This window comes from Stenotrophomonas sp. SBJS02, assembly GCF_020428325.2.
Lineage (GTDB): Bacteria > Pseudomonadota > Gammaproteobacteria > Xanthomonadales > Xanthomonadaceae > Stenotrophomonas > Stenotrophomonas africana.
Map to the genome: position 1 here is coordinate 1,573,730 of NZ_CP109812.1, position 21,198 is coordinate 1,594,927.

The 21,198-nt window shown below is 66.9% G+C and carries 21 protein-coding genes and 1 pseudogene; 6 read left to right on the top strand and 16 right to left on the bottom strand.

The genetic code is table 11. The features are described 5' to 3' along the window. Window positions 1–13 precede the first annotated feature (13 nt). The 9 genes from FQS62_RS07440 to pstS (FQS62_RS07480) form a co-directional block, all read right to left on the bottom strand. Window positions 14–769 (bottom strand): HvfC family RiPP maturation protein, encoded by a 756-nt coding sequence (locus FQS62_RS07440; RefSeq protein WP_208043886.1) that lies wholly within the window; start codon window positions 767–769, stop codon window positions 14–16. Next, a complete protein-coding gene (locus FQS62_RS07445) occupies window positions 762–1,637 on the bottom strand; it encodes an HvfB family MNIO-type RiPP peptide maturase (RefSeq protein WP_226053495.1) in 876 nt (291 codons plus the stop codon). Before FQS62_RS07445 ends, FQS62_RS07440 begins: the two co-directional genes overlap by 8 nt. Then, a complete protein-coding gene (locus FQS62_RS07450; protein ID WP_057501774.1) occupies window positions 1,624–1,980 on the bottom strand; it encodes an HvfA family oxazolone/thioamide-modified RiPP metallophore in 357 nt (118 codons plus the stop codon). The genes FQS62_RS07445 and FQS62_RS07450 overlap by 14 nt, the downstream gene beginning before the upstream one ends. Window positions 1,981–2,237: 257 nt before the next feature. Further along, window positions 2,238–2,945 (bottom strand): phosphate signaling complex protein PhoU, encoded by a 708-nt coding sequence (phoU, locus tag FQS62_RS07455; protein WP_049444209.1) that lies wholly within the window; start codon window positions 2,943–2,945, stop codon window positions 2,238–2,240. Window positions 2,946–3,021: 76 nt separating this feature from the next. Continuing rightward, window positions 3,022–3,852, bottom strand: coding sequence for a phosphate ABC transporter ATP-binding protein PstB (gene pstB, locus FQS62_RS07460; RefSeq protein ID WP_005408788.1), 831 nt, complete (start codon window positions 3,850–3,852; stop codon window positions 3,022–3,024). A 19-nt stretch (window positions 3,853–3,871) separates the two neighbouring features. Then, on the bottom strand, window positions 3,872–4,735 hold the full coding sequence (gene pstA, locus FQS62_RS07465; RefSeq protein WP_208043782.1) for a phosphate ABC transporter permease PstA: 864 nt from the start codon (window positions 4,733–4,735) through the stop codon (window positions 3,872–3,874). Then, on the bottom strand, window positions 4,735–5,703 hold the full coding sequence (gene pstC, locus FQS62_RS07470) for a phosphate ABC transporter permease subunit PstC (protein WP_049444211.1): 969 nt from the start codon (window positions 5,701–5,703) through the stop codon (window positions 4,735–4,737). The genes pstA and pstC overlap by 1 nt, the downstream gene beginning before the upstream one ends. Before the next feature lie 82 nt (window positions 5,704–5,785). After that, window positions 5,786–6,874 carry a phosphate ABC transporter substrate-binding protein PstS gene (gene pstS, locus FQS62_RS07475; protein ID WP_057501775.1) on the bottom strand — a complete coding sequence of 363 codons (1,089 nt, stop codon included), beginning with the start codon at window positions 6,872–6,874 and terminating at the stop codon, window positions 5,786–5,788. A 602-nt stretch (window positions 6,875–7,476) separates the two neighbouring features. Then, window positions 7,477–8,493: a phosphate ABC transporter substrate-binding protein PstS gene (pstS, locus tag FQS62_RS07480; protein WP_208043942.1), complete on the bottom strand. Its 1,017-nt coding sequence runs from the start codon at window positions 8,491–8,493 to the stop codon at window positions 7,477–7,479. 551 nt (window positions 8,494–9,044) lie between these two features. Between pstS (FQS62_RS07480) and FQS62_RS07485 the strand changes: the two genes are divergently transcribed. Further along, window positions 9,045–10,277: a porin gene (locus FQS62_RS07485; protein WP_014036551.1), complete on the top strand. Its 1,233-nt coding sequence runs from the start codon at window positions 9,045–9,047 to the stop codon at window positions 10,275–10,277. Between the two features lie 81 nt (window positions 10,278–10,358). Here FQS62_RS07485 and nth read toward each other — a convergent pair whose 3' ends face one another. The 3 genes and pseudogenes from nth to FQS62_RS07500 all read right to left on the bottom strand — a co-directional run bounded on the left by nth (window position 10,359) and on the right by FQS62_RS07500 (window position 12,190). Then, window positions 10,359–11,051 carry an endonuclease III gene (nth, locus tag FQS62_RS07490; RefSeq protein ID WP_057499821.1) on the bottom strand — a complete coding sequence of 231 codons (693 nt, stop codon included), beginning with the start codon at window positions 11,049–11,051 and terminating at the stop codon, window positions 10,359–10,361. Continuing rightward, a pseudogene (locus FQS62_RS07495) lies at window positions 11,051–11,403 on the bottom strand (hypothetical protein). The gene nth and the pseudogene FQS62_RS07495 overlap by 1 nt, the downstream one beginning before the upstream one ends. Window positions 11,404–11,407: 4 nt before the next feature. Next, complete coding sequence (locus FQS62_RS07500) at window positions 11,408–12,190, bottom strand: enoyl-CoA hydratase/isomerase family protein (RefSeq protein WP_154348745.1); 783 nt, start codon at window positions 12,188–12,190, stop codon at window positions 11,408–11,410. A gap of 168 nt (window positions 12,191–12,358) precedes the next feature. Here FQS62_RS07500 and FQS62_RS07505 point away from each other — a divergent pair, with 168 nt between their 5' ends. The 3 genes from FQS62_RS07505 (at window position 12,359) to FQS62_RS07515 (ending at window position 14,899) form a co-directional block, all read left to right on the top strand. Beyond that, entirely contained in the window at window positions 12,359–13,060 is a 702-nt protein-coding gene (locus tag FQS62_RS07505; RefSeq protein WP_032127896.1) for an FKBP-type peptidyl-prolyl cis-trans isomerase, read from the top strand. A 136-nt stretch (window positions 13,061–13,196) separates the two neighbouring features. Next, window positions 13,197–14,000: a CoA pyrophosphatase gene (locus tag FQS62_RS07510; RefSeq protein ID WP_134958521.1), complete on the top strand. Its 804-nt coding sequence runs from the start codon at window positions 13,197–13,199 to the stop codon at window positions 13,998–14,000. After that, on the top strand, window positions 13,997–14,899 hold the full coding sequence (locus FQS62_RS07515) for a sulfurtransferase (protein ID WP_208043780.1): 903 nt from the start codon (window positions 13,997–13,999) through the stop codon (window positions 14,897–14,899). Before FQS62_RS07510 ends, FQS62_RS07515 begins: the two co-directional genes overlap by 4 nt. Before the next feature lie 371 nt (window positions 14,900–15,270). Here FQS62_RS07515 and FQS62_RS07520 read toward each other — a convergent pair whose 3' ends face one another. Next, window positions 15,271–15,837, bottom strand: coding sequence for an N-acetylmuramoyl-L-alanine amidase (locus FQS62_RS07520; RefSeq protein ID WP_049446413.1), 567 nt, complete (start codon window positions 15,835–15,837; stop codon window positions 15,271–15,273). Between the two features lie 72 nt (window positions 15,838–15,909). Here FQS62_RS07520 and FQS62_RS07525 point away from each other — a divergent pair, with 72 nt between their 5' ends. Then, the gene (locus FQS62_RS07525; RefSeq protein WP_049446415.1) at window positions 15,910–16,437 is read left to right on the top strand and encodes an alpha/beta hydrolase; all 528 of its coding nucleotides are present in this window, start codon (window positions 15,910–15,912) and stop codon (window positions 16,435–16,437) included. 145 nt (window positions 16,438–16,582) lie between these two features. Further along, a complete protein-coding gene (gene rlmKL / locus FQS62_RS07530) occupies window positions 16,583–18,721 on the top strand; it encodes a bifunctional 23S rRNA (guanine(2069)-N(7))-methyltransferase RlmK/23S rRNA (guanine(2445)-N(2))-methyltransferase RlmL (protein WP_208043779.1) in 2,139 nt (712 codons plus the stop codon). Between the two features lie 61 nt (window positions 18,722–18,782). Here the strand turns inward: rlmKL and FQS62_RS07535 are convergent, their stop codons facing one another. The 3 genes from FQS62_RS07535 to FQS62_RS07545 are packed head-to-tail and all read right to left on the bottom strand — an operon-like array spanning window position 18,783 to window position 21,057. Then, window positions 18,783–19,112, bottom strand: coding sequence for a DUF3325 domain-containing protein (locus FQS62_RS07535; RefSeq protein ID WP_088479691.1), 330 nt, complete (start codon window positions 19,110–19,112; stop codon window positions 18,783–18,785). Continuing rightward, window positions 19,109–20,746: a PepSY-associated TM helix domain-containing protein gene (locus tag FQS62_RS07540; RefSeq protein ID WP_088479692.1), complete on the bottom strand. Its 1,638-nt coding sequence runs from the start codon at window positions 20,744–20,746 to the stop codon at window positions 19,109–19,111. Before FQS62_RS07540 ends, FQS62_RS07535 begins: the two co-directional genes overlap by 4 nt. Further along, window positions 20,743–21,057 carry a DUF3649 domain-containing protein gene (locus FQS62_RS07545; protein WP_049423314.1) on the bottom strand — a complete coding sequence of 105 codons (315 nt, stop codon included), beginning with the start codon at window positions 21,055–21,057 and terminating at the stop codon, window positions 20,743–20,745. Before FQS62_RS07545 ends, FQS62_RS07540 begins: the two co-directional genes overlap by 4 nt. Between the last annotated feature and the right edge of the window lie 141 nt (window positions 21,058–21,198).

Here is a 21,198-nt window from a genome sequence, read left to right on the forward strand (position 1 = left end):
GGGGGAAGGGGTGTCAGCTGGGGACTGCGAGCGGGCCGATCACGCTGGCCTGCAGGAACTGTTGCAGCAGCGCAGCACCGGGTAGGGCCAGCGCGTCATCGGCCAGGCCGTGCGCAGCAGCTAGCTGCTGCAGGTAGGCATGACCATCGAGGCCGGGGCGTTCGCCGATGCTGGACAGCAGGTACACCGCCAGTGGGCTGAGTACGGCAAAGCGCACCTCGCCATCGACCTCGCGACGGACCAGCAGGCCGGTCGGTTCGGCCGGCGGTTGTGACGGTGCGTCCCCGGCACCAAGCCGGTGCACGGGCCACTGGTACAGCAGCGGCCACGCCAGCGGCGAGCGCTGCAGCGGCACCCGCAGCGGGTCGATGTCACCTGGCACCGGCAGCGGCTCGGCAGGAAGCTGGTACAGCGCGGTTTCCACCCACTCGTAATGAGCAAGTTCGGCCAACGCCGGGTGCGGCAGCTGTGGCTGCGCCTGCAGCCACTCCACGAATTCGGCGGCCAGTTCGGTGAACAGCGGCGTCTGGCAGCGATGGGTCGCGAAGTACTGGCGCACCAGTCCGCTCCAGGCCGGTTCGCCGAGCAGGCGCACGCAGACCGGGAAGCCGTTGCTCAACAGGCCGAGCAGATTGTTGAACAGCAGCCGTTGGTACACCGCCACCCGGCGTGGCTCCAGGCCGGCCGGTGGCGGCACGCTCTCCGGATCGCGCAGATGGGCAGTGAACGCGTGCTGCTGCGCGCGCAGGGTGTCGGTGGCGTCAGCCATGTGCAGCCCCGGCGTGTGCGGTCTGCAGGCGGCGGATGGTCTGCAGTTCGCCCTGCAGTTCTGCATAGGGCGGGAAATTGAAATCGCGTTCGAGCAGGGTGGGGCGCGGGCCGATGCGCGCGTAGGTACGCGCCAGCAGGTCCCAGACGGGATCGATCACCGCGCTGCCATGGGTATCGATCTTCAGGTCCGGTGCCTCGTCCAGGTGCCCGGCCACGTGCAGGCAGACGATGCGCTCAGCGGGCAGCCCGGCAATGAAGGTGTCGGAGTCGTAGCCATGGTTGCAGGCGTTGACGTAGACGTTGTTGACGTCCAGCAACAGGTCGCAGTCGGCCTCGGCGAGCACGGCAAGGGTGAAGGCCAGTTCGTCCATCGCCGGTTCCGGTGCCAGGTAGTAGGACACGTTTTCCACCGCGATGCGGCGACCCAGCAGGTCCTGCACGCGGGCGATGCGTGCGGCGGTATGGCGCACCGCTTCGTCGGTGAACGGAATCGGCAGCAGGTCGTACAGGTGTCCGTCGTCGCTGCAGTAGCTCAGGTGCTCGCTGTACAGCGGCACGCGGTGCTTCTCCAGGAACTGGCCGATCTGTTCCAGCAGACGGGTGTCCAGCGGCGCGCTGCCGCCCAGCGACAACGACAGGCCGTGGCAGCTCAACGGATGGCGCTGCGCCAGTTCGGCCAGTGCATCACCGGCGGGACCGCCGACGTGAATCCAGTTCTCCGGCGCGCATTCGAGGAAATCGAAGTCGCCGGCCGGTGCATCACGCAGCTCCTGCAACAGCGCCCGGCGCAGCCCCAACCCTGCGGCCGCCGCACGAAGCGGCGACCGCGGGCTGACGACGCTGGCGCGGACGTCAGTGCTTGGCACCGCACTTGCCTTCGCCACACTTGCCTTCGGCCGCCTTCTTGTCGCCGGTCTTGGCCTTGGCGCCAGCTGCCGCTCCGGCAGCCTTGCCCTTGTCGGCGCCGCACTTGCCTTCGGCAGTCTTGCCGTCGGCGCCACACTTGCCTTCGGCATGCTTGGTCGCGTCAGCGGCCATCTTGGTGTCGGCGGCCTTGGCGTCGGTACTGGCCTTGGCTGCCTGTCCGGCCACCAGGTAGCCCTGGGCGAGGTCGCTCATGCTCAGGGCCGAGGCACTGGCGGTCATGCCCAGGCCGGCGGCCAGGGCGGTAGCAGTCAGCAGGGACAGGGTCTTGTTGGAACTGCTCATCGGTCGTGCTCCTGGGTGGTGTGGGCGGGTGCCCGGGTGGCCGGCAGGGATGCCGGTGGAAACGATGGTGCAGCGATCCTACTCAACGAATCCTCGCCAAGAACTCAAATTTTCGTGAGGTTTGTTACAGAAGCATCCGGCAGGTTCGCACCGGGCAAGCCCGGCGCCCACAATCCGGGGGAATACCCCAAAAAATAAGGCCGCCGTCACAAGGACAGCGGCCACCCTGGATCCAACTCTGGTGTTGCAGTGCAGCGTCAGATCTGCCCGGTGCTGGAGGTCTCGTCGCGCTTCTCGCGCGGCGGCAGCGGCTGCTCGCCGTGCACCAGGAACCAGACGTTCTCGGCGATGTTTGTGGCGTGGTCGCCCACGCGCTCCAGGTTCTTGGCCATGAACAGCAGGTGCGTGCACGGGGTGATGTTGCGCGGGTCTTCCATCATGTAGGTCAGCAGCTCACGGAACAGCGCGGTGTACTGCGCGTCCAGGCGGGCATCGTCCTCGCGCAGTTCCAGCGCGGCATCGGCGTCGTTGTCGCGGTAGGCGGCAATGGCGCGGCGCACCTGCTGCGCGGCCAGGCGGCCCAGCGCACGCAGGCCCTGGATCTGCGGAAGTGGCGGCACCTTGCCTAGCGCGATCGAACGCTTGGCCACGTTCGCCGCATAGTCGCCGATGCGTTCGATGTCGGCCGGGATGCGCAGGCCCGCCAGGATCTCGCGCAGGTCGCGCGCCATCGGGCCACGCAGCGCCAGGCGCATCACGTCGTGGCTGATCTGCTGCTCAAGCGCATCGATCGCTTCGTCGTTGGCGATGATACGATGGGCAGCGTTCTCGTCGCGCTTCTCGATCACGTCCATCGCCGCTTCGAGCTGGGCGACGGCCATCTCGCCCATGCGCACGATTTCGGCCACCAGGCGCTGCTGCTCTTCGTCGTAGCTCTTGACGATGTGGTCGTTGGGAAGGTTCATGGTTGTTCCACTCTGTAGAGTCGAGCCATGCTCGACTGGCGTTGTCTGTAGAGCCGAGCCACGCTCGACTGGCGTTTCAGCCGAAGCGACCGGTGATGTAGTCTTCGGTCTGCCGCTGCGACGGCTGCGAGAAGATCACTTCGGTGCGGTCATGCTCGATCAGGTCGCCCAGGTACATGAAGGCGGTGTAGTCGGACACGCGCGCGGCCTGCTGCATGTTGTGGGTAACGATGACGATGGTGTACTCGTGCTTGAGCTCTTCCACCAGCTGCTCGATGCGGCTGGTCGAAATCGGGTCCAGCGCCGAGGTCGGCTCGTCCAGCAGCAGCACCGACGGGCGCAGCGCCACGGCACGGGCGATGCACAGTCGCTGCTGCTGGCCACCCGACAGGCCCAGCGCGCTCTGCCCCAGCTTGTCCTTCACTTCGTCCCACAGCGCGCCCTGGCGCAGCGCCTGCTCGACGCGGTCGGCCATGTCGGCCTTGCTCAGCTTCTCGTGGTGGCGGATGCCGTAGGCGACGTTCTCGAAGATGGTCATCGGGAACGGCACCGGCTTCTGGAACACCATGCCGACCTTGCTGCGCAGGCGGTTCATCGGGTACTTCGGCGACAGGATGTTCTCGCCGTCCAGCAGCACTTCACCGCGCGCTTCCAGCTTCGGGTACAGCGCGTAGATGCGGTTGAAGATGCGCAGCAGGGTCGATTTGCCGCAACCGGAGGGACCGATCAGCGCGGTCACGCGCTTTTCCGGAATCTCCAGGTTGATGCCCTTCAGGGCGTGGAACTTGTCGTAGTAGAAGTCCAGTCCACGCGCAGCCAGCTTCACCGGCGACGGCGTGTGCAGGCTCTCGTGCGAGGACGGCACGGCGATGCGCTGCATCGGCACGGCGTTGGAAAGGTCGTTCATGGCGTTATCCACGGAAAGGTCAGTCATGGGAGATACGGTTGCGCAGCAGGATGCCGCGGGCGGCAAGGCTGACCAGCAACACGAAGACAGTCAGCACCAGGGCACCGGCCCAGGCCAGGACCTGCCAGGATTCATACGGGCTGCCGGCGAACTGGTTCATCACCACCGGCACTGAGGCCATCGGCTGGAAGATGTTGTTGTTCCAGTACTGGTTGCCGAAGGCGGTGAACAGCAGCGGCGCGGTCTCGCCGGAAATGCGGGCCAGCGCCAGCAGGATGCCGGTGATGATGCCGGCCGAGGCACTGCGGTACAGCACCTGCACGATCACCTTCCACTGCGGGATACCCAGCGACAGGGCCGCTTCGCGCATCTGCGAGGGCACCAGCCGCAGCATCTCGTCGGTGGTGCGCACCACCACCGGCAGCACGATGAAGGCCAGCGACAGGGCACCGGCGAACGCCGAGAAGTTGCCGCCGGTCTGCATCACGTACAGGGTGTAGACGAACAGGCCGAGCACGATGGACGGGGCCGACAGCAGGATGTCGTTGACGAAGCGGACCACGGTGCCGACCTTGCGGGCGTTGCCATACTCGGCCAGCCAGGTACCGGCCAGCACGCCCAGCGGCGTGCCGATGCCGATCGCCAGCGCACACATCACTGCACTGCCGAAGAAGGCGTTGGCAAGGCCGCCTTCCTGCATCGGCGGCGGCGTCATCTTGGTGAACAGATCCCAGTTGATGCCGGCCAGGCCTTTCGAGGCCAGGGTGAACAGGATCCAGCCCAGGAAGAACAGGCCGAACAGCGCGGTGGCGCAGGAAGCGGTGATCGCAACGACGTTGCCGATGCGGCGGCGAAGGTACAGCGAATCAGCGGTGGTGGACATCAGTTGCCCTCCTTGCGGGACAGGCGCATCAGCATCAGGCGGGCGATGGCCAGCACCACGAAGGTGACGATGAAGAGGACGAAGCCGAGCAGCAGCAGCGCCGAGCGGTAGGTTTCAGTGGCTTCGCCGAAATCGTTGGCGATCAGCGCGGCGATGGTGGTGCCCGGTTCCAGCAGCGACGGCGACAGGCGCACGCTGTTGCCGATCACGAAGGCCACCGCCATCGTTTCGCCCAGGGCGCGGCCGAGGCCGAGGAAGATGCCGCCGATCACCGCCGAGCGGGTGTAGGGCAGGACGATGTCCCAGCTCACTTCCCACTTGGTGGAGCCCAGCGCGTAGGCCGATTCCTTCAGGCGGGTCGGCACGGTCAGGAACACTTCGCGCATCACCGAGGAGATGAACGGAATGACCATGATGGCCAGCACGAAACCGGCGGTGAGCATGCCGATGCCGAGCGGCGGGCCCTGGAACATCGGGCCGATGATCGGCCATTCGCCCAAGGTCTCGTTGAGGAACGGGGTGACGTACTCGGTCATCACCGGTACCAGCACGAACAGGCCCCACATGCCGTAGATGATCGAGGGAATGCCGGCCAGCAGTTCGATGGCGGTACCGACCGGGCCACGCAGCCAGCGCGGCGCGACTTCGGTGAGGAAGAAGGCGATGCCGAAGCTGACCGGCACGGCGATGACCATCGCGATGAGCGCGGTGACCAGGGTGCCGTAGATCGGGGCGAGGGCGCCGAACTTGTTTTCGACCGGATTCCAGTCGGCGGAGAAGAAGAAGCTCAGGCCCTGCATCTGCAGGGCGTGACGGCCGCCCCACAGCATCGACAGCGCGGCGCAGGCCAGGGCGATCAGGACGAAGATGACGGTGCCGACCAGCACCCATCGGAACAGTTTGTCGTTGCGGGCATCACGCGTATCACGCGTGGACGGGGCTGCTACAGGCTGGGCGATGGCATTCATGGGGACGGCAGGGCCAGGAAGGGGCGGGGCGGCACGGCGTGGAAGAGGCGGTGCCCGCGCGGGGCGGGCACCGTCGTGTCCATCACTTCAGGTCGGTCGCCCAGTAGGCCTCGATCTGCTTGACCAGTTCGGCCGGCAGCGGCACGTAGTGCAGCTCGTTGGCCTGGGCCTGGCCGTTTTCGAAGGCCCACTTGAAGAAGGCCAGGGTGTCCTGGTTGCGCTTGGCGTCCTTCGGCTGCTTCTGCATCAGCATGAAGTTGGTGGCGGTGATCGGCCACGCCTGCTCGCCCGGGGCGTTGGTGATGACCAGGTTGAAGTCCTTGGCGCTGGCCCAGTCGGCGCTGGCGGCCGCGGCGGCGAAGGTTTCCGCGCTCGGCTCGACCCAGTTGCCGGCCGCGTTCTGCATGGCGGTGTACGGCATGCCGTTCTGCAGCGCGTAGGCCAGTTCGACGTAGCCGATGGAGCCCTTGATCTGCTTCACGTAGGAAGCAACGCCTTCGTTGCCCTTGCCACCAACACCGTCCGGCCACTGCACCGAGGTGCCTTCGCCGACCTTGCTCTTCCACTCCGGGCTGACCTTGGACAGGTAGTTGGAGAAGTTGAAGGTGGTGCCTGAACCGTCCGAACGGTGAACCAGGGTGATCTTGCCTTCCGGCAGCTTCACGCCCGGGTTGGCGGCGACGATGGCCGGGTCGTTCCAGGTCTTGACCTTGCCCAGGAAGATGTCGGCCAGCAGGGCGCCGCTCAGGCGCAGCTTGCCGGCTTCCAGGCCTTCGATGTTGACCACCGGGACCACGCCGCCGATGGCGGACGGGAACTGGGCCAGGCCGGCCTGGGCCAGCTCTTCGCTGCTCAGCGGCTTGTCGGAGGAACCGAAGTCGACGGTGCCGGCCTTGATCTGGGCGATACCGCCGCCCGAGCCGATCGACTGGTAGTTGATCTTGGCGCCAGTGCTGGCGTTGTAGTCAGCCGACCACTTGGAGACCAGCGGGAAGATGAAGGAAGCGCCGGCACCGGACACTTCGGCGGTCACCTTGGCACCGGCAGCGGCCGGAGCGGCGGCACCGTCGGCAGCCGGCTGCTGCGCTGCCTGCTTGTCGCCACCGCAGGCCGACAGGCCCAGGGCGATGGCCAGGGAAAGGGCGGCAAGGCCGGCCGAGTGCAGTTTCATGGTCACTCCATAGCGGGGTAGAGCCGACGGCGTCGGCGGATGCGGCTATGAAATGATGTTTTTGTTACAGCCGTATTACGACCATGACAGAGGTGCCCTGGATCACGTTCTGACAAGGGTTTCACAGGGTTGGCACCAATCCGGCAGGTGCCCGGAAACCCCCGATCTGCGCACCGATATGACGGCCGGTTGGCCCTTGTAGAGTCGAGCCATGCTCGACTGCTCCCTGCCCCGGTAGGTGCGGACCGTTGGTCCGCACGCTCCAGCACCCAGCCGAGCATGGGCTCGGCTCTACAAACGCTCCTGCCTCTGCTCCTGCCTTCCATGACCCCACAGCGCCCGCGATGAACTGTCCAGAGGCGGTGGGCCAGGGCGTGCAGGACCGTCCACGGCATGGATGCCGTGGACGAGCCCCAGGGACGGGTTTACGGCGTGTCCTGCACGCCCTGGCCCACCGACTCCCCCATGGATCAGCGCAGGCGCAACGCTCTTCACGACCAACCCCAAAAAACAAGAAGAGCGCGAGATCTCGAGGATCTCGCGCCCGGGTGGGATCGGCGGGGGAGAGAGGACCCGCCGATCCCGTTCCTGCGGGGGAACGCTTACTTCAGGTTCTGCGACCAGTAGGTCTCGATCTGGCGGACCAGGCTGTCCGGCAGCGGCACGTAGTCCAGCTGGCGGGCCTGGGCGTCGCCGCTCTTGTAGACCCAACGGAAGAACTCCTGGGTGGCCTTGCCGTTGGCAGCGTTCTTCGGCTTCTTGTGCACCAGGATGAAGTTGGTGGCGGTGATCGGCCAGGACTCGGCGCCCGGGGCGTTGGTCATCACCAGGTAGAAGTCCTTGGCGCTGGCCCAGTCAGCGCTGGCAGCGGCGGCGGCGAACGAGGTGTCGCTCGGCTGCACGAAGCGTCCGGCGGCATTCTTCATCGAGGTGTACGACAGCTTGTTCTGCAGCGCATAGGACAGTTCGACGTAGCCGATGCCGCCCTTGATCTGCTTCACGTAGGCAGCAACGCCTTCGTTGCCCTTGCCGCCGATGCCGGCCGGCCACTGGACCGAGGTGCCTTCACCGACCGAGCTCTTCCACTCCGGGCTGACCTTGGACAGGTAGTTGACGAAGTTGAAGGTGGTGCCCGAGCCGTCCGAACGGTGCACGACGGTGATCTTGGCGCTCGGCAGCGTCACGCCCGGGTTCAGCGCGGCGATGGCCGGGTCGTTCCAGGTCTTGATCTTGCCCAAGAAGATGTTGGCCAGCACGGTGCCGTCCAGCTTCAGCGCGCCCGGGGCGATGCCGGCCACGTTGACCACCGGCACCACGCCGCCGATCACCGAGGGGAACTGCGCCAGGCCCGAAGCCGCCAGTTCTTCCGGCTTCAGCGGGGCGTCGGACGAGCCGAAATCAACGGTCTTGGCCTTGATCTGCGCAATGCCGCCGCCGGAACCGATCGACTGGTAGTTGACCTTGTTGCTGGTGGCGGCGTTGTAGTCGGCCGACCACTTCGACATCACCGGGTAGATGAACGAGGCGCCCGCGCCGGTGATTTCAGCGGCGTTGGCGGCGAACACGGACGACGCTGCGAAGACGGCAACGGCAACGCGCGACTTGAAGGCGTGGATCACGGGGTGGCTCCTGGGTTGATTGGGATGCGGGGTTACCCGCCCGGCGCACATTCCATAACGGTTCGATGACAACGCAGGGACCGTTGTATGACGCAGCCGTTACAGCGCTGCCCGGTGCCCGTACAGCAGGGGCGTGAAGGTTCTGCGTACCGCGGGCAACGTGATGACCAATGCGCCGGACACGGACGTAAGCCGGTTGCGATCACGTTCTATATGTCGCTGATGACCTGTCCGCTGTGGTCGTCATGCCGTCCCGGCCCGGCATTCCGCAGTGATGCCGCGTCATCCACACGAAACCATCGATGCAGGTCAGGGCTGCGCGGCGATCGGCCCGGGCCGGGACGCTGATACGTGACGCCCTGTGCCACAAGGCATCGACACGCATGTGGCCACAAATGAGTCGTACGCATGACCGCACGAAGAAATCTGTGGTTGGTGCTCAATCTGTCATTCGGCTGTCATGGTTTTAACGGAACGTTCGCAAAACGCTTGACCGGCCTGCCGGCGTGGCGTTCTGCCCAAGCCATTCCAACCCTCTGGAGAAATCCAAAATGCGTTCCCATTTGCTCGCCGCCGCGGTCGTTGCAAGCCTCGGTCTGGTTTCCGCCGACGCCTTCGCAGCTCCCGCCAGCTCGGGCGTATCCCAGGCACAGCTGCAGCAGCTGCAGGCACAGATCGCTGCGCTGCAGGCCCAGGTCCAGCAGTTGCAGAACGATTCGCAGGCGCTGCAGGCGCAGTCCGACGCGCAGTCCGAAGTGAACATCACCCAGGCCCAGGCCCTGGAAGGTGCGCAGAAGACCCAGACCAGCGTCGACAAGCTGGCCAAGCTGGTCAATGACAACAAGATTGGCGGTCGCATGTTCTTCGACCTGACCAACATCGACAAGACCAGCAACGGCAAGGACACCGCCGCCAGCGGCACCGGTCTGGACGTCAAGCGCTTCTACCTGACCGTGGACCACAAGTTCAACGACATCTGGTCGGCCAACCTGACCACCGACTTCCAGTACAGCTCGGCCATCGGCAACACCGAACTGTTCGTCAAGAAGGCCTACGTGCAGGGCAGCTTCGACCCGGCCTTCAACCTGCGCGTCGGTGCCGCCGACATGCCGTGGATCCCGTACGTCGAGAAGTTCTACGGCATGCGCTATGTCGAGAACACCCTGACCGACCGCCTGAAGTACGGCAACTCGTCTGACTGGGGCCTGCATGGCTTCGGCAACCTGGGCAACAACTTCAACTACGCCGTGTCGGTCGTGTCCGGCGCCGGCTACAAGAACCCGACCCGCAGCAAGGGCATGGACGTGGAAGGCCGCGTGGCCTACACCCCGAACGAGAACTTCGTGGTCGCCGTCGGCGGCTACAGCGGCAAGCTGGGCAAGGAAACCGACATCCAGAGCGCCGAGAACACCTACACCCGCGCCAACGCGATGGTGGCCTACGCCGACAGCAACTTCCGCGTCGGTGGCGAGTACTTCCAGGCCAAGAACCTCAACAACGTGCTGACCGTTGCCACCGACAAGACCAGCGGCTGGTCGGTGTGGGGCAGCGTGCGCGTCACCGACGGCGGCATCAACGTGTTCGGTCGTTACGATGACACCGACGTCAGCAAGACCTTGGACCCGACCCTGAGCGACAAGTACTGGAACGTCGGCGTCGAGTTCCCGGTCATGAAGAACCTCAAGCTGTCGACCGTGTACAAGTACACGCACCTGGCCAACGCCGGCGACAAGAAGAACGACAAGACCAAGGAATTCGGCGTCTGGGGCGACCTGTCGTTCTGATCTCCTGAAGCACCCTTGTCTACAAGCAAAGACGGCGGGCCTTGTGCCCGCCGTCTTTGTTCTGTCACACCATGAACGCGGTCACGCCTCCGCCGTGGTCTTTTCCTTGAACCGGCACAGGTCGGCGATCACGCAGCCCGGGCAATCCGGCTTGCGCGCCTTGCACACATAACGCCCGTGCAGGATCAGCCAGTGATGCGCGTCGAGCAGGAACTCGGCCGGAATCACCTTCACCAGCTTGTCTTCCACGTCGCGCACGTTCTTGCCTGGTGCCAGACCGGTGCGGTTGGAGACGCGGAAGATGTGCGTGTCCACCGCCATCACCGGCTCACCGAATGCAGTGTTGAGCACCACGTTGGCGGTCTTGCGGCCCACGCCCGGCAGCGCTTCCAGTTCATCCCGATCGCGCGGCACTTCACCGCCGTGCTTCTCCAGCAGGATCGCGCAGGTGGCGATCACGTTCTTCGCCTTGGCGTTGAACAGGCCGATGGTGGCGATGTACTGCTTCAGGCCGTCTTCCCCCAGGGCGAGGATCTTCGCCGGCGTGTTGGCCACCGGGAACAAACGGCGCGTGGCCTTGTTGACGCCGACATCGGTGGCCTGTGCCGACAACGCTACCGCTACCAGCAGCTCGAACGGCGAGCTGTATTCCAGCTCGGTCTTGGGGTGCGGGTTGAGTTCGCGCAGGCGGGTGAACATCTCCACCACGTCGGCGCGTGGCATCGTGCCGCCACGCCGCGCCGGGGCGCGTGCAGTCTTCTTCGTGGTGGCCATTACTGCTCCTTGCCGCTGGCGCGGGCCTTGGCCCGGGCGAGGATGGCGGCCGCTGCGGCGGGCAGGGTAGGCTTCACGTCCGGCGCCGGGGCGGCGTGCGCCGCGCGTCGCGTTCGGCTTCGCGGCGGGCCAGTCGCACCGCGCGGGCGCGGTAGCGTTCGCGGGCCGCCCAGGCGGCCTGAAGCTGCCGCTGGGCCTGCTGCAACCGCTGCGGGAGTTCCGGGTGACCGGGCAGCAACTGCGCGTCGTCGGCGCGGGCGACATAGTCCATCAGCCCGGCCTGCAGGGCGCCATCGAGATCGTCTGCCTGGACCCGGGCAAACAGCTGCGCGGGGTTGGGTCGGGATGCCATGGCGTCAGCGGTTCTGGAAGGCCGGCGGACGGCGCTGCAGGAACGCGCTGGTGCCTTCGCGCATGTCCTCGGTGGCGAACAGCAGGCCGAACTGCGCGCTTTCGTACTCCAGCCCTGCCTCCAGGCTGCATTCGCCACCCACGTGCACGGCATCAAGCAGGCCACGCAGGGCCAGCGGCGCCGAGCGTGCCAACTGGCGGGCGACGTCCTGCACACGGTTGTCCAGCGCGTCGGCCGGCACCACTTCGCTGACGATGCCCAGTTCCAGCGCACGCGCGGCGTTGATCGGTGCACCCAGCAGGCACAGCTCCAGGGTGGCGGCGCGGCCGCACAGGCGCAGCAGGCGCTGGCTGCCGCCGAAGCCGGGAATCAGGCCGAGATTGATCTCCGGCTGGCCGACCTTGGCCGTATCGGCCGCGATGCGCAGGTGGCAGGCCATCGCCAGTTCCAGGCCGCCGCCCAAGGCAAAACCGTTCACGCGCGCGATCACCGGCTTGGGCATGCGCTCGATCTGGCGCATCAGGGCCTGGCCGAGCAGGGAGAAATCACGTCCCTGAACCGCACTGAGTGTGTTCATCTCGGCGATGTCGGCTCCGGCCACGAACGCCTTCGGACCGGCACCGGTCAGCACCACCACGCGCACGTCCGGGTCGGCAGCGGCGGCGCTGAATGCCTCGGCCAGCGCCTGCAGGGTCGCGGCATTCAAGGCGTTGAGCTTGTCCGGGCGCTGGACGGTCACGGTGCGGATGGCGCCGTCGTCGGCGACAGCGATCAGGGCATCGGCCACGGGAAAACTCCTGAAACGTTAAAAAAAAAGTGAGATTGAACTCCGCCAACGCAGACGGGTCTTAGCCTGCATCGTGAGTAGCGGTTACACGTTGTGCCCGTTATCCTAACCCGTCGCCTCAGGGCGGCGCAGAACGTCCCTGAGTTACCACCCCTGGAGAACTGTTTGATGAAGTTGCGTTCTATCGCGGTCGCCGTCGCGGCCCTGGCCCTGACGGGCAATGCCTTCGCCCAGGACGTCTCGTCCGAAAAGGGCAAGCTGAGCTACTACTTCGGTTACGACTACGGCAACAACCTGGCGGAGCTGACCGGTCGTGGTGAGCAGCTGGACATCAACTCGGTGGTGAAGGGCCTGCAGGACGCCTACGCCAAGAAGCAGCCGGCGATCACCGCCGACCAGCTGAAGCCGGCCGTTGAAGCGTTCCAGAAGCGCGAGCAGGGCCGTGCCCAGGCTGCCAAGGCCGAGTACGAAAAGGCTGCTGCCGAAAACAAGACCAAGAGCGATCAGTTCATCGCGGCGAACAAGGCCAAGGCCGGCGTGCAGTCCCTGCCGAGCGGCGTCCAGTACCGCGTGATCGAAGCCGGCAAGGGCGCCAAGCCGACCCAGGCCAGCACCGTGCAGCTGGAAGTGGCCGGTCCGTTCCCGTACGGCCAGCGCCCGACCGAAGCCCGTCCGGCCCAGCAGATTCCGTCGATCAAGGTCAGCGAAGTCGAAATGAAGGCCATGCGCGAGACCCTGCTGCAGATGCCGGCAGGCTCGAAGTGGGAAGTCACCCTGCCGCCGGACCAGGCCTACGGTGCCGACCCGCGCACCCCGTTCCCGCCGAACGTGGCTGTGCAGTTCGAGATCAAGCTGGTCAGCGTCAAGTAAATCGAAGCCGTAAACGAAACGCGCCGGTGATTCCACCGGCGCGTTTTTGTTTGCGCGGAGCGCGACGGTGCCACGCACCGCATCTGCACCCCGCGCAAATTCAGCCCGATCGCGCTACTGTTGCCGGGTGCAAACAATGGAAGAAACGGCGCGTGTTGTCGCAAGTCCCTGCATCGGAGTGTGCACGCTGGATCCGGACCGGCAATGCACCGGCTGCGGGCGGCACATCGATGAAATCGCACGGTGGTCGTCGATGAGCAACGAGGAGCGAAGCCGCATCCTGCATCGCGTGCAACCCCTGCGTGAACAGCTGCAGCAATCACTGCGCGGCTCGCTGGCCGATCACGAACGCTTGATGCGCGCGCTGCATCCACTGGCCGAGCCGCCGGCCGGCGACGGCTGGAACCGCAGCGAACTGAGTGACCTGCTGCCGCCGGGGCCACCTGTGGAAGCCGCCGTACTGGCCGGCATCGTGCCGCGCGCCAATGGCGCACAGGTCATCCTTACCCGTCGCACCGAAACCCTGCGCCAGCATGGTGGCCAGGTCGGCTTCCCCGGCGGGCGCACCGAACCCGATGACCGCGACGCACTGGCGGCCGCGCTGCGCGAGAGCCAGGAAGAAATCGCACTGGCGCCCGGCCAGGTGCAGGCGCTGGGCTATCTCGATCCCTTTGTGACGATCACCGGCTACCGGGTCACGCCGGTGGTGGCCGTGGTCGATCCGGACTTCGTACCGGTGCCGCAGCCCAGCGAAGTGGCCGAGGTGTTCGAGGTGCCGCTGGATTACCTGATGGCCGCAGACAACCTGCGCCAGGTCGAAATCAATCACCGTGGCCGCATCCGCCACGTCCTTGAGTACGGCTGGCCCGGCCAGCGTATCTGGGGCGCGACCGCCGCCATTCTCTACAACCTGCGTCGCCGCCTGGAGCAAGTGCAATGAAGCCGATCGATCCGCCGTGGACCACCCTGGTCGATGTCGCCACCCTGGCCGCCGCGATGGGCGAGGGCGTGCGCGTGGTCGACGCGCGCGCCACCGCCAGCACCGCCGTACGCGTGGTCGATGCACGGTCCTCGCTGGCCGACCCGCAGGCGGGTAGCGGCCAGTATCTGGCGGGGCATGTTCCGGGCGCGGTGTATGCCGATCTCAATCGGGACCTGTCGGACCTGACCCGCAGCGGCCACGGCCGTCATCCGCTGCCGGACAGCGATGCCTTTGCCGCAAGGCTGGGGCAGTGGGGCATCGGCCCCGATACCCAGGTGGTGGTCTACGACGGCAGCGACGGCAGCATGGCCGCCTCGCGCCTGTGGTGGCTGCTGCGCCTGATCGGGCACACCAAGGTGGCCGTGCTTGATGGTGGCATCGCCGCGTGGCAGGCCGCAGGACATCCTTTGGCGACGGGGCAGGGTGAGGTGACCGCGCTGCCGGCTTACCCGGGCCGTTTCGACACCACCCAGATTGCCAATGCCGATGAAATCAGCGCACGCCTGAAGCACGCGCCGGGTTGGCTGGTCGACGCACGCGCGGGCGAGCGCTTCCGCGGCGAAGTCGAGCCGCTGGACCCGGTCGCCGGCCACGTACCCGGCGCGGTCAACCGCCCGTTTGCGTTGAACGTCGCCGACGGCCGCCTGCGTGATGCACAGGAGCTGCGCGCCGAACTGCAGGGCGTGATCGGCAACCGTGATCCGCAGCAGGTGGTGCTGATGTGCGGCTCCGGCGTGACCGCCTGCCACCTGCTGCTGGCGATGGAAGCGGCCGGCCTGTCCGGCGCCCGCATCTATGCCGATTCCTGGAGCGGATGGGTCAGCGACAGCAGCCGCCCGGTGGCAACCGGCGCCTGAGCGATCCGAGCAAAAAGCAGTCGAGCGCGGAGCCTCTCCAGAGCCGAGCGGCCGGCTCCACGCGCATGGCGATGCGTTCAAATCATCGGCGCCCGCAGGTCATGGAGCGCGGCTCGACTCTACAAAGGCACCCTTCGATCGATCCGACTCCGTGCCGACCAACGGTCGGCACCCACCAACAGCGGCAGAAATCTGTCGAAGGCGAGGTGGGTCCGGTTGCGGGGGTGTCTGCGGCATGGATGCCGCGGCCAAGCCCCCAGGGACGGGTTTACGGCGTCCCCCGCAACCGGACCCACCCCGCCATCCCTCGGAATGCGAGCTCTTGACGTTGACGTTGCTTCTGCAGGTGCAGGGCGCAGCCCTGCAAGCCCTCACCCAACCGGCTGCAGTGGCACCTTCGCCAGCACCCGCGCCCACGGGAACAACGGCCCCGGATCACGCTTGCGCGCCACCATCAGCGTCGGGTCATCGCTGGCCGGCACCTGCTCCAGATCCAGCTGGTCATGCCCGGCCATCCGCTGCAGCGAGGGATAGCGCACCACCAGCGCCTGCAGCAGCTGCTCCAGCGCCTGCAACTGTGCTTCGGTGTACGGCTCGTCCATCGCCTGGTGGCGGCTGTCCAACCAGTCCGGGTAGCGCCCGGTATTGACCAGTTCGATGCCCAGCGTATGTGCGTTCATGCCGCGCACGTGGTGGGCCACCCGTTCCGGCGCCACGTACTGCACCACGCTGCCATCGCGGTCGATGTAGAAATGCCCGCTGTTGCCGGCACCACTGTCGTACAGCACACGCTCGCCGTACTCGCGGGCCATCGCCAGATCCGGCAGCTCGGTGCAGTGGATCACCACCATCTCCAGCGTGGCCGGGTCGCGCAGCGGCAGGCGGTCTTCGTAGGGCAGGGGCTGCAGCTGCAGGCCGGGCAGGAGCGGGTTGGACATCCGGCGATGCTAGCATTGCGGCATGAACCTGCCTTCCCTTTCCTCGCCGACCCGCTCCCACGGAGCGCGCGCATGAGCCGCGGCCACTGCATCCTGTCCCACGGTTTCGAGAGCGGCCCGGAGGCGACCAAGGTCACCGCGCTGGCCGACGTGGCGCAGCGCCTGGGCTGGACCCATGAGCGCCCGGATTACACCGACCTGGACGCGATGAGCGAGGTCAGCCGGGTAGGCGACGTGCGCACCCGGCTGCAGCGCCTGGTGGAACGCACTGCCATCGCCGCCCAACAGGGCCCGGTGGTGCTGGCCGGCTCCAGCCTGGGCGCCTACATCTCCGCCATCGCCTCGCTGCAGGTGCCGGTGGCCGGCCTGTTCCTGATGGTGCCGCCGACCACCATGGGCCCGATGCCGGCGCTGGATGCCGCTGCCGTGCCGACCACCGTGGTGCAGGCCTGGCATGACGACGTGGTCCCGGCCGCCGGGGTGATCGCCTGGGCGCAGGCGCGTTCGGCGCAGCTGTTGCTGGTCGACGACGGCCACCGCCTGGAACGCCACGTGGAGGCCTCCGCGCAGGCCTTCGAGCGCCTGCTGCGGCAACTGTGAAGCCCGGGCGCACGGCGCGCCCGCCCGCATTGACTACAATGGCAGCCCCGCCGCCCCCGGCGCGGGCCTGCCGGCCGTGCTTGCGGCCCTCCTTTCCGACCGGCCCGGCCCCTGTGCCGCGCCCGACCACCTGCGAACCGATCCCGTGAAATTCTTCGTCTCCTGCGCCAAGGGCCTGGAATACCTGCTTGCCGACGAACTGTCGGCCCTGGGCCTTGGCAAAGCCACTGCCACCATTGCCGGCGTCAACGCCGAGGGCGAACTGGAGCAGGCGCTGCGGATCGTGATGTGGTCGCGCCTGGCCAGCCGCGTGCTGTGGCCCATCGACGAGTTCGAGTGCCCGGACGAGCAGGCCCTGTACGACGGCGTGCGTGCGCTGCCGTGGCATGAACACATCAAACCGGAGATGACCCTGGCGGTGGACGCACATGTGTCCGGCGACAAGATCACCCACGCCCGCTTTGCCGCCCAGCGGATCAAGGACGCCATCGTCGACCGCATGCGCGATGAGGGACTGGAACGCCCCTCGGTCAACACCGATCTGCCCGATGTGCGCGTCAACCTGTCGCTGCGCAAGGGCCGTGCCTCGTTGTCGATCGATCTCGGCGGCGGCCCGCTGCATCGCCGTGGCTGGCGTGGTGCCGCCCACGAGGCACCGCTGAAGGAAAACCTGGCCGCCGCGCTGCTGCTGCGCGCGCAGTGGCCGCGCCTGCACGCTGCCGGTGGTGGCCTGCTGGACCCGATGTGCGGCAGCGGCACCCTGCTGATCGAAGGTGCGCTGATGGCCGCCGACGTCGCTCCCGGCCTGATGCGTCATGGCAGCCTGCCGCCGAGCCGCTGGCTGGGCTTCGACAAGGCCGCCTGGAAGACCATCCAGAGCGAAGCGCGTGATCGTGAGGCCGCAGGCCTGGCCGCGCTGAAGCCGGTCATCCACGGCAGCGACATCGACCCGACCGCGATCCAGGCGGCACGCGAGAATGCCGAGGTCGCGGGCGTCGCCCACGCGATCCGCTTCACCCGCGCCGATGTGGCCGACCTGGCCGCGCCGGAACAGGAGATCGGTGCGGTGGTCTGCAACCCGCCGTACGACGAGCGCCTGGCCGCCGATCCGGCGCTGTACCGTGCACTGGGCAATGCCCTGCAGAAGGCGGTGCCGCAGTGGCGCGCCAGCCTGCTGTGCGGCAACGACGAACTGGCCTTCGCCACCGGCCTGCGTGCCGGCAAGAAGTACCAGATGTTCAACGGTGCCTTGGAATGTGCGCTGATCGTCTGCGACCCGATCGCCGTGCCGGGCCGTGACCCGGCGCAGCCGCGCGAGTTGAGCGAAGGTGCGCAGATGGTGGCCAACCGCCTGCGCAAGAACCTGAAGAAGTTCAAGAGCTGGCGTGCCCGCGAGGACATCACCTGCTTCCGCGCCTATGACGCCGATCTGCCGGAGTACGCGGCCGCCATCGACGTCTACGAGGAAGACGGTGGCAAGCGCCGTACCTTCCTGCACGTGCAGGAATACGCTGCACCGGCTGCAATTCCCGAGAACGACGTGCGCCGTCGCCGCAACGAACTGCTGGCGGCCGCGCGTGAAGTGTTCGGCGTGCCGCCGGAGCAGGTCTCGATGAAGTCGCGCGAGCGCGGCAAGGGCGGCAGCAAGTACGGACGCTTCGAGCAGCGCGATGAGTTCATCGTGGTGCGCGAGAACAACGCGCTGCTGCAGGTGAATCTGTTCGACTACCTGGACACCGGCCTGTTCCTCGACCACCGCCCGCTGCGCCGGATGATGGCCGAGCAGGTGCGTGGCAAGCGTTTCCTCAACCTGTTCTGCTACACCGGTGTGGCCAGCGTGCAGGCGGCCGTGGCTGGTGCCGCCAGCACCACCAGCGTCGACCTGTCGGCCACCTATCTGCAGTGGTGCTACGACAACCTGGCGTTGAACGGGCAGGGCGGTAACCAGCACCTTCTGGTGCAGGCCGATGCGATGGCCTGGCTGGAGGGTGACCGTGGCCAGTACGACGTGATCTTCTGCGATCCGCCGACGTTCTCCAACTCGGCGCGCGCCGATGACTTCGACGTGCAGCGCGAGCAGATCAAGCTGCTGCGTGCAGCCGTGGCGCGGCTGGCGCCCGGCGGCGTGCTGTACTTCTCCAACAACTTCCGCCGCTTCAAGCTGGAAGAAAACGCCATCGCCGAATTCGCCCAGTGCCGCGAAATCACCGCGCGCACCATCGGCCCGGACTTCGAGCGCAACGCGCGCATCCACCGCGCGTGGGAATTGAAGCGGTTGGGGTAAGTCGACGTCCGGCGTCGGATCTCCTGCGCGAAGCGCAGGGGATCCGACCCCGATGGCTCTGCTACACCAACGCCACCAGCAGCCCGGCCACCGGCAGCGCGATCGCCAGTGGCACGATCCATTTCGGTCGGTACGGGTACAGCCCGAACGACAGCACCACGCCGCCCACGGTCATCGCGCCCAGCCACAGCACCGGGCCCATCGCCCAGCCGTGGTCGGCCACGCACAGCGCGAACGCCACCGTCAGCAGGGCCCAGCCCAGCGCCCGCCACTGCGTGCGCCGTGCCGCGGGGGCTGCCGCCTTGCCATGCAGGTCGTGCTGGTGCTTTTCCATCGCCAGCGACAGCGCGGTGAACGCGGAGAACGACAGGGTCAACGCCAGCAGCATCATGCGCTGGCCTCCGCTTCGGCAGCGTCCGCCGCTTCGACCGGTGCCTTGGGCGCCCCCGCAGCCGCCGCGCGCTTCTTCTTCTCGGCCGCGCTCAGCGGTGGCGTCCAGTGCTGCATGCGCCAGCCGCACAACGCCAGCATCGCACCGAAGGCGATCATCGACAGATCGAAGCCAGCCAACACCCAGTCACCATTGCGCAGGGTGATGCCCAGATGCGCGTGCGTGGTCAGGGCATTGACCACCGGCACAAGTGCGAACGCGGCTGCGCCCAGGTACAGCTGCCACGCCCACATCATCCGCTTGGGCCAGATGAAGGCGGCCAGCAGGGCCGCGCCCCAGGCATAGAAGAACACGTTGGCTTCCGCACTCGCGCGCTCGGCGATGTCCAGTGGCAGCAGGCGGTTGCCCCAGAAGTAGGCGGCAAAGGCGATCGGCAGGCCGGCCACGGTGCCGATGTTCAGCGCATCGACCAGGCGCAGGCCGAAGCCGGTGCGGCCGCTCTTGGCATGCTTCGGGCGTTCCTTCACCGCCCACAGCACCACACCGCTGGCGACCATCAGGCAGCCGACCAGGCCGGACAGGAAGAACAGTGCACGCAGGCCCCAGTCGGCGAAGCGGGCCAGGTGCAGGCCATACAGCACGCCACGGGTCGCGGTAGCTCCGCCCGACGGTGGCGTCTCTTCCAGCAGCGCACCGCTCACCATGTCGTAGCGCACGGCCGGGGTGTCGGTGGACAGGCGCTTGCCGTCGCGCTGGCGGATGTCGATCACCGCATTGGCCGCACCCGGGTTGGACACGGTGAAGCCGGCCACTTCCACGCCGTGCCAATGCGCGCGTGCGCTGTCCAGCAGCTGTGCGATCGGCAGCGGCGCGGCGCGGCCTTCGGCCGGTGCGGTCACCTCCGGCATGCCACCGAAGGCCTCGAAGAAGAACTGGTCCTCGTCCTGTGGGTAGGCGACTTTCACGCCCCAGGGCAGGTACATGACCATCAGGGTGACGATGCCGGTGTAGGTGATCATCGCGTGGTAGGGCAGGGCCATCACTGCGCTGACGTTGTGGAAATCGAGCCAGGAGCGCAGGCCCTTGTCCTTGCGGAAGGTGAAGAAGTCCTTGAAGATTTTCTTGTGGGTGATGACGCCGGTGATGATCGCCACCAGCATGAACATCGCGCAGAAGCCAACCAGGTAGCGCGCCCACAGCACCGGGATGTAGTGCAGGTCGAAGTGCAGGCGGTAGAAGAAGTCGCCGCCGCGGGTCTCGCGCGCCTTCAATGCCTGTCCGGTGTTGGGATCAAGCGTGGCATCGCCGAAGCCACCGCGGCGGCCACGGCTGGGGTCGGCCAGTTCCGGCGGCAACCGCCAGAACATCTGCATGGCCGGGTTGCGCGGCTGCGGCAAGGTGACGAACCAGTTCTCGGCCTGCGCGGCGTTGGCCTGCAGGTAGTCCACCGCGCGTTGCGCGGCGACGTCGATGCTGACGTTGCTGGACGGCAGTTCCGGGCGCATCCAGCGGCTGATTTCCTCGCGGTAGTAGCTGGCCGTGCCGGCCATGAAAATCAGCAGCAGCAACCAGCCGACCAGCAGCCCGGTCCAGGTGTGCAGCCAAGCCATTGACTGGCGGAACCCGTTCTTCATGCCCAGGCCCCCAGCATGCGCGCGATGGCCGCCATCAGCAGGGTGGGAGCGAGAATGCCGACCCACGCACGCAGCGCGCTGCGGGTGGCGAAGGCCCACAGCGCTGCGCAGGCGGCCACCAGAATCGCCAGCAGCATGCCGGTCAGCACGGTCTGGCCGCGCGCACCGGGCAGGGCCACCGCGCAGAACACGCTGGTCACCGAGGCCAGCGCGTAGCCGCCGAAGATTGCAGCCAACGAGCGTGACAGCACGCCCCAGCGCGGGTTGGAAAAGAAGGTGCGGGGGCTGGCGGTTGCGGGCGAGCGGTCCACGGAGGTCCTGCAGGTTGGAGAAGGGATGGAACGCGTCCGCGGCCCCTTGCGCCCTGCGCATGTTGCCCAGCGTGTCCCATCGACGAGGCACGGCCCGCGCGGACGGGCGGCCCAGAGGTCGGGGATGTACACGGGCGATGG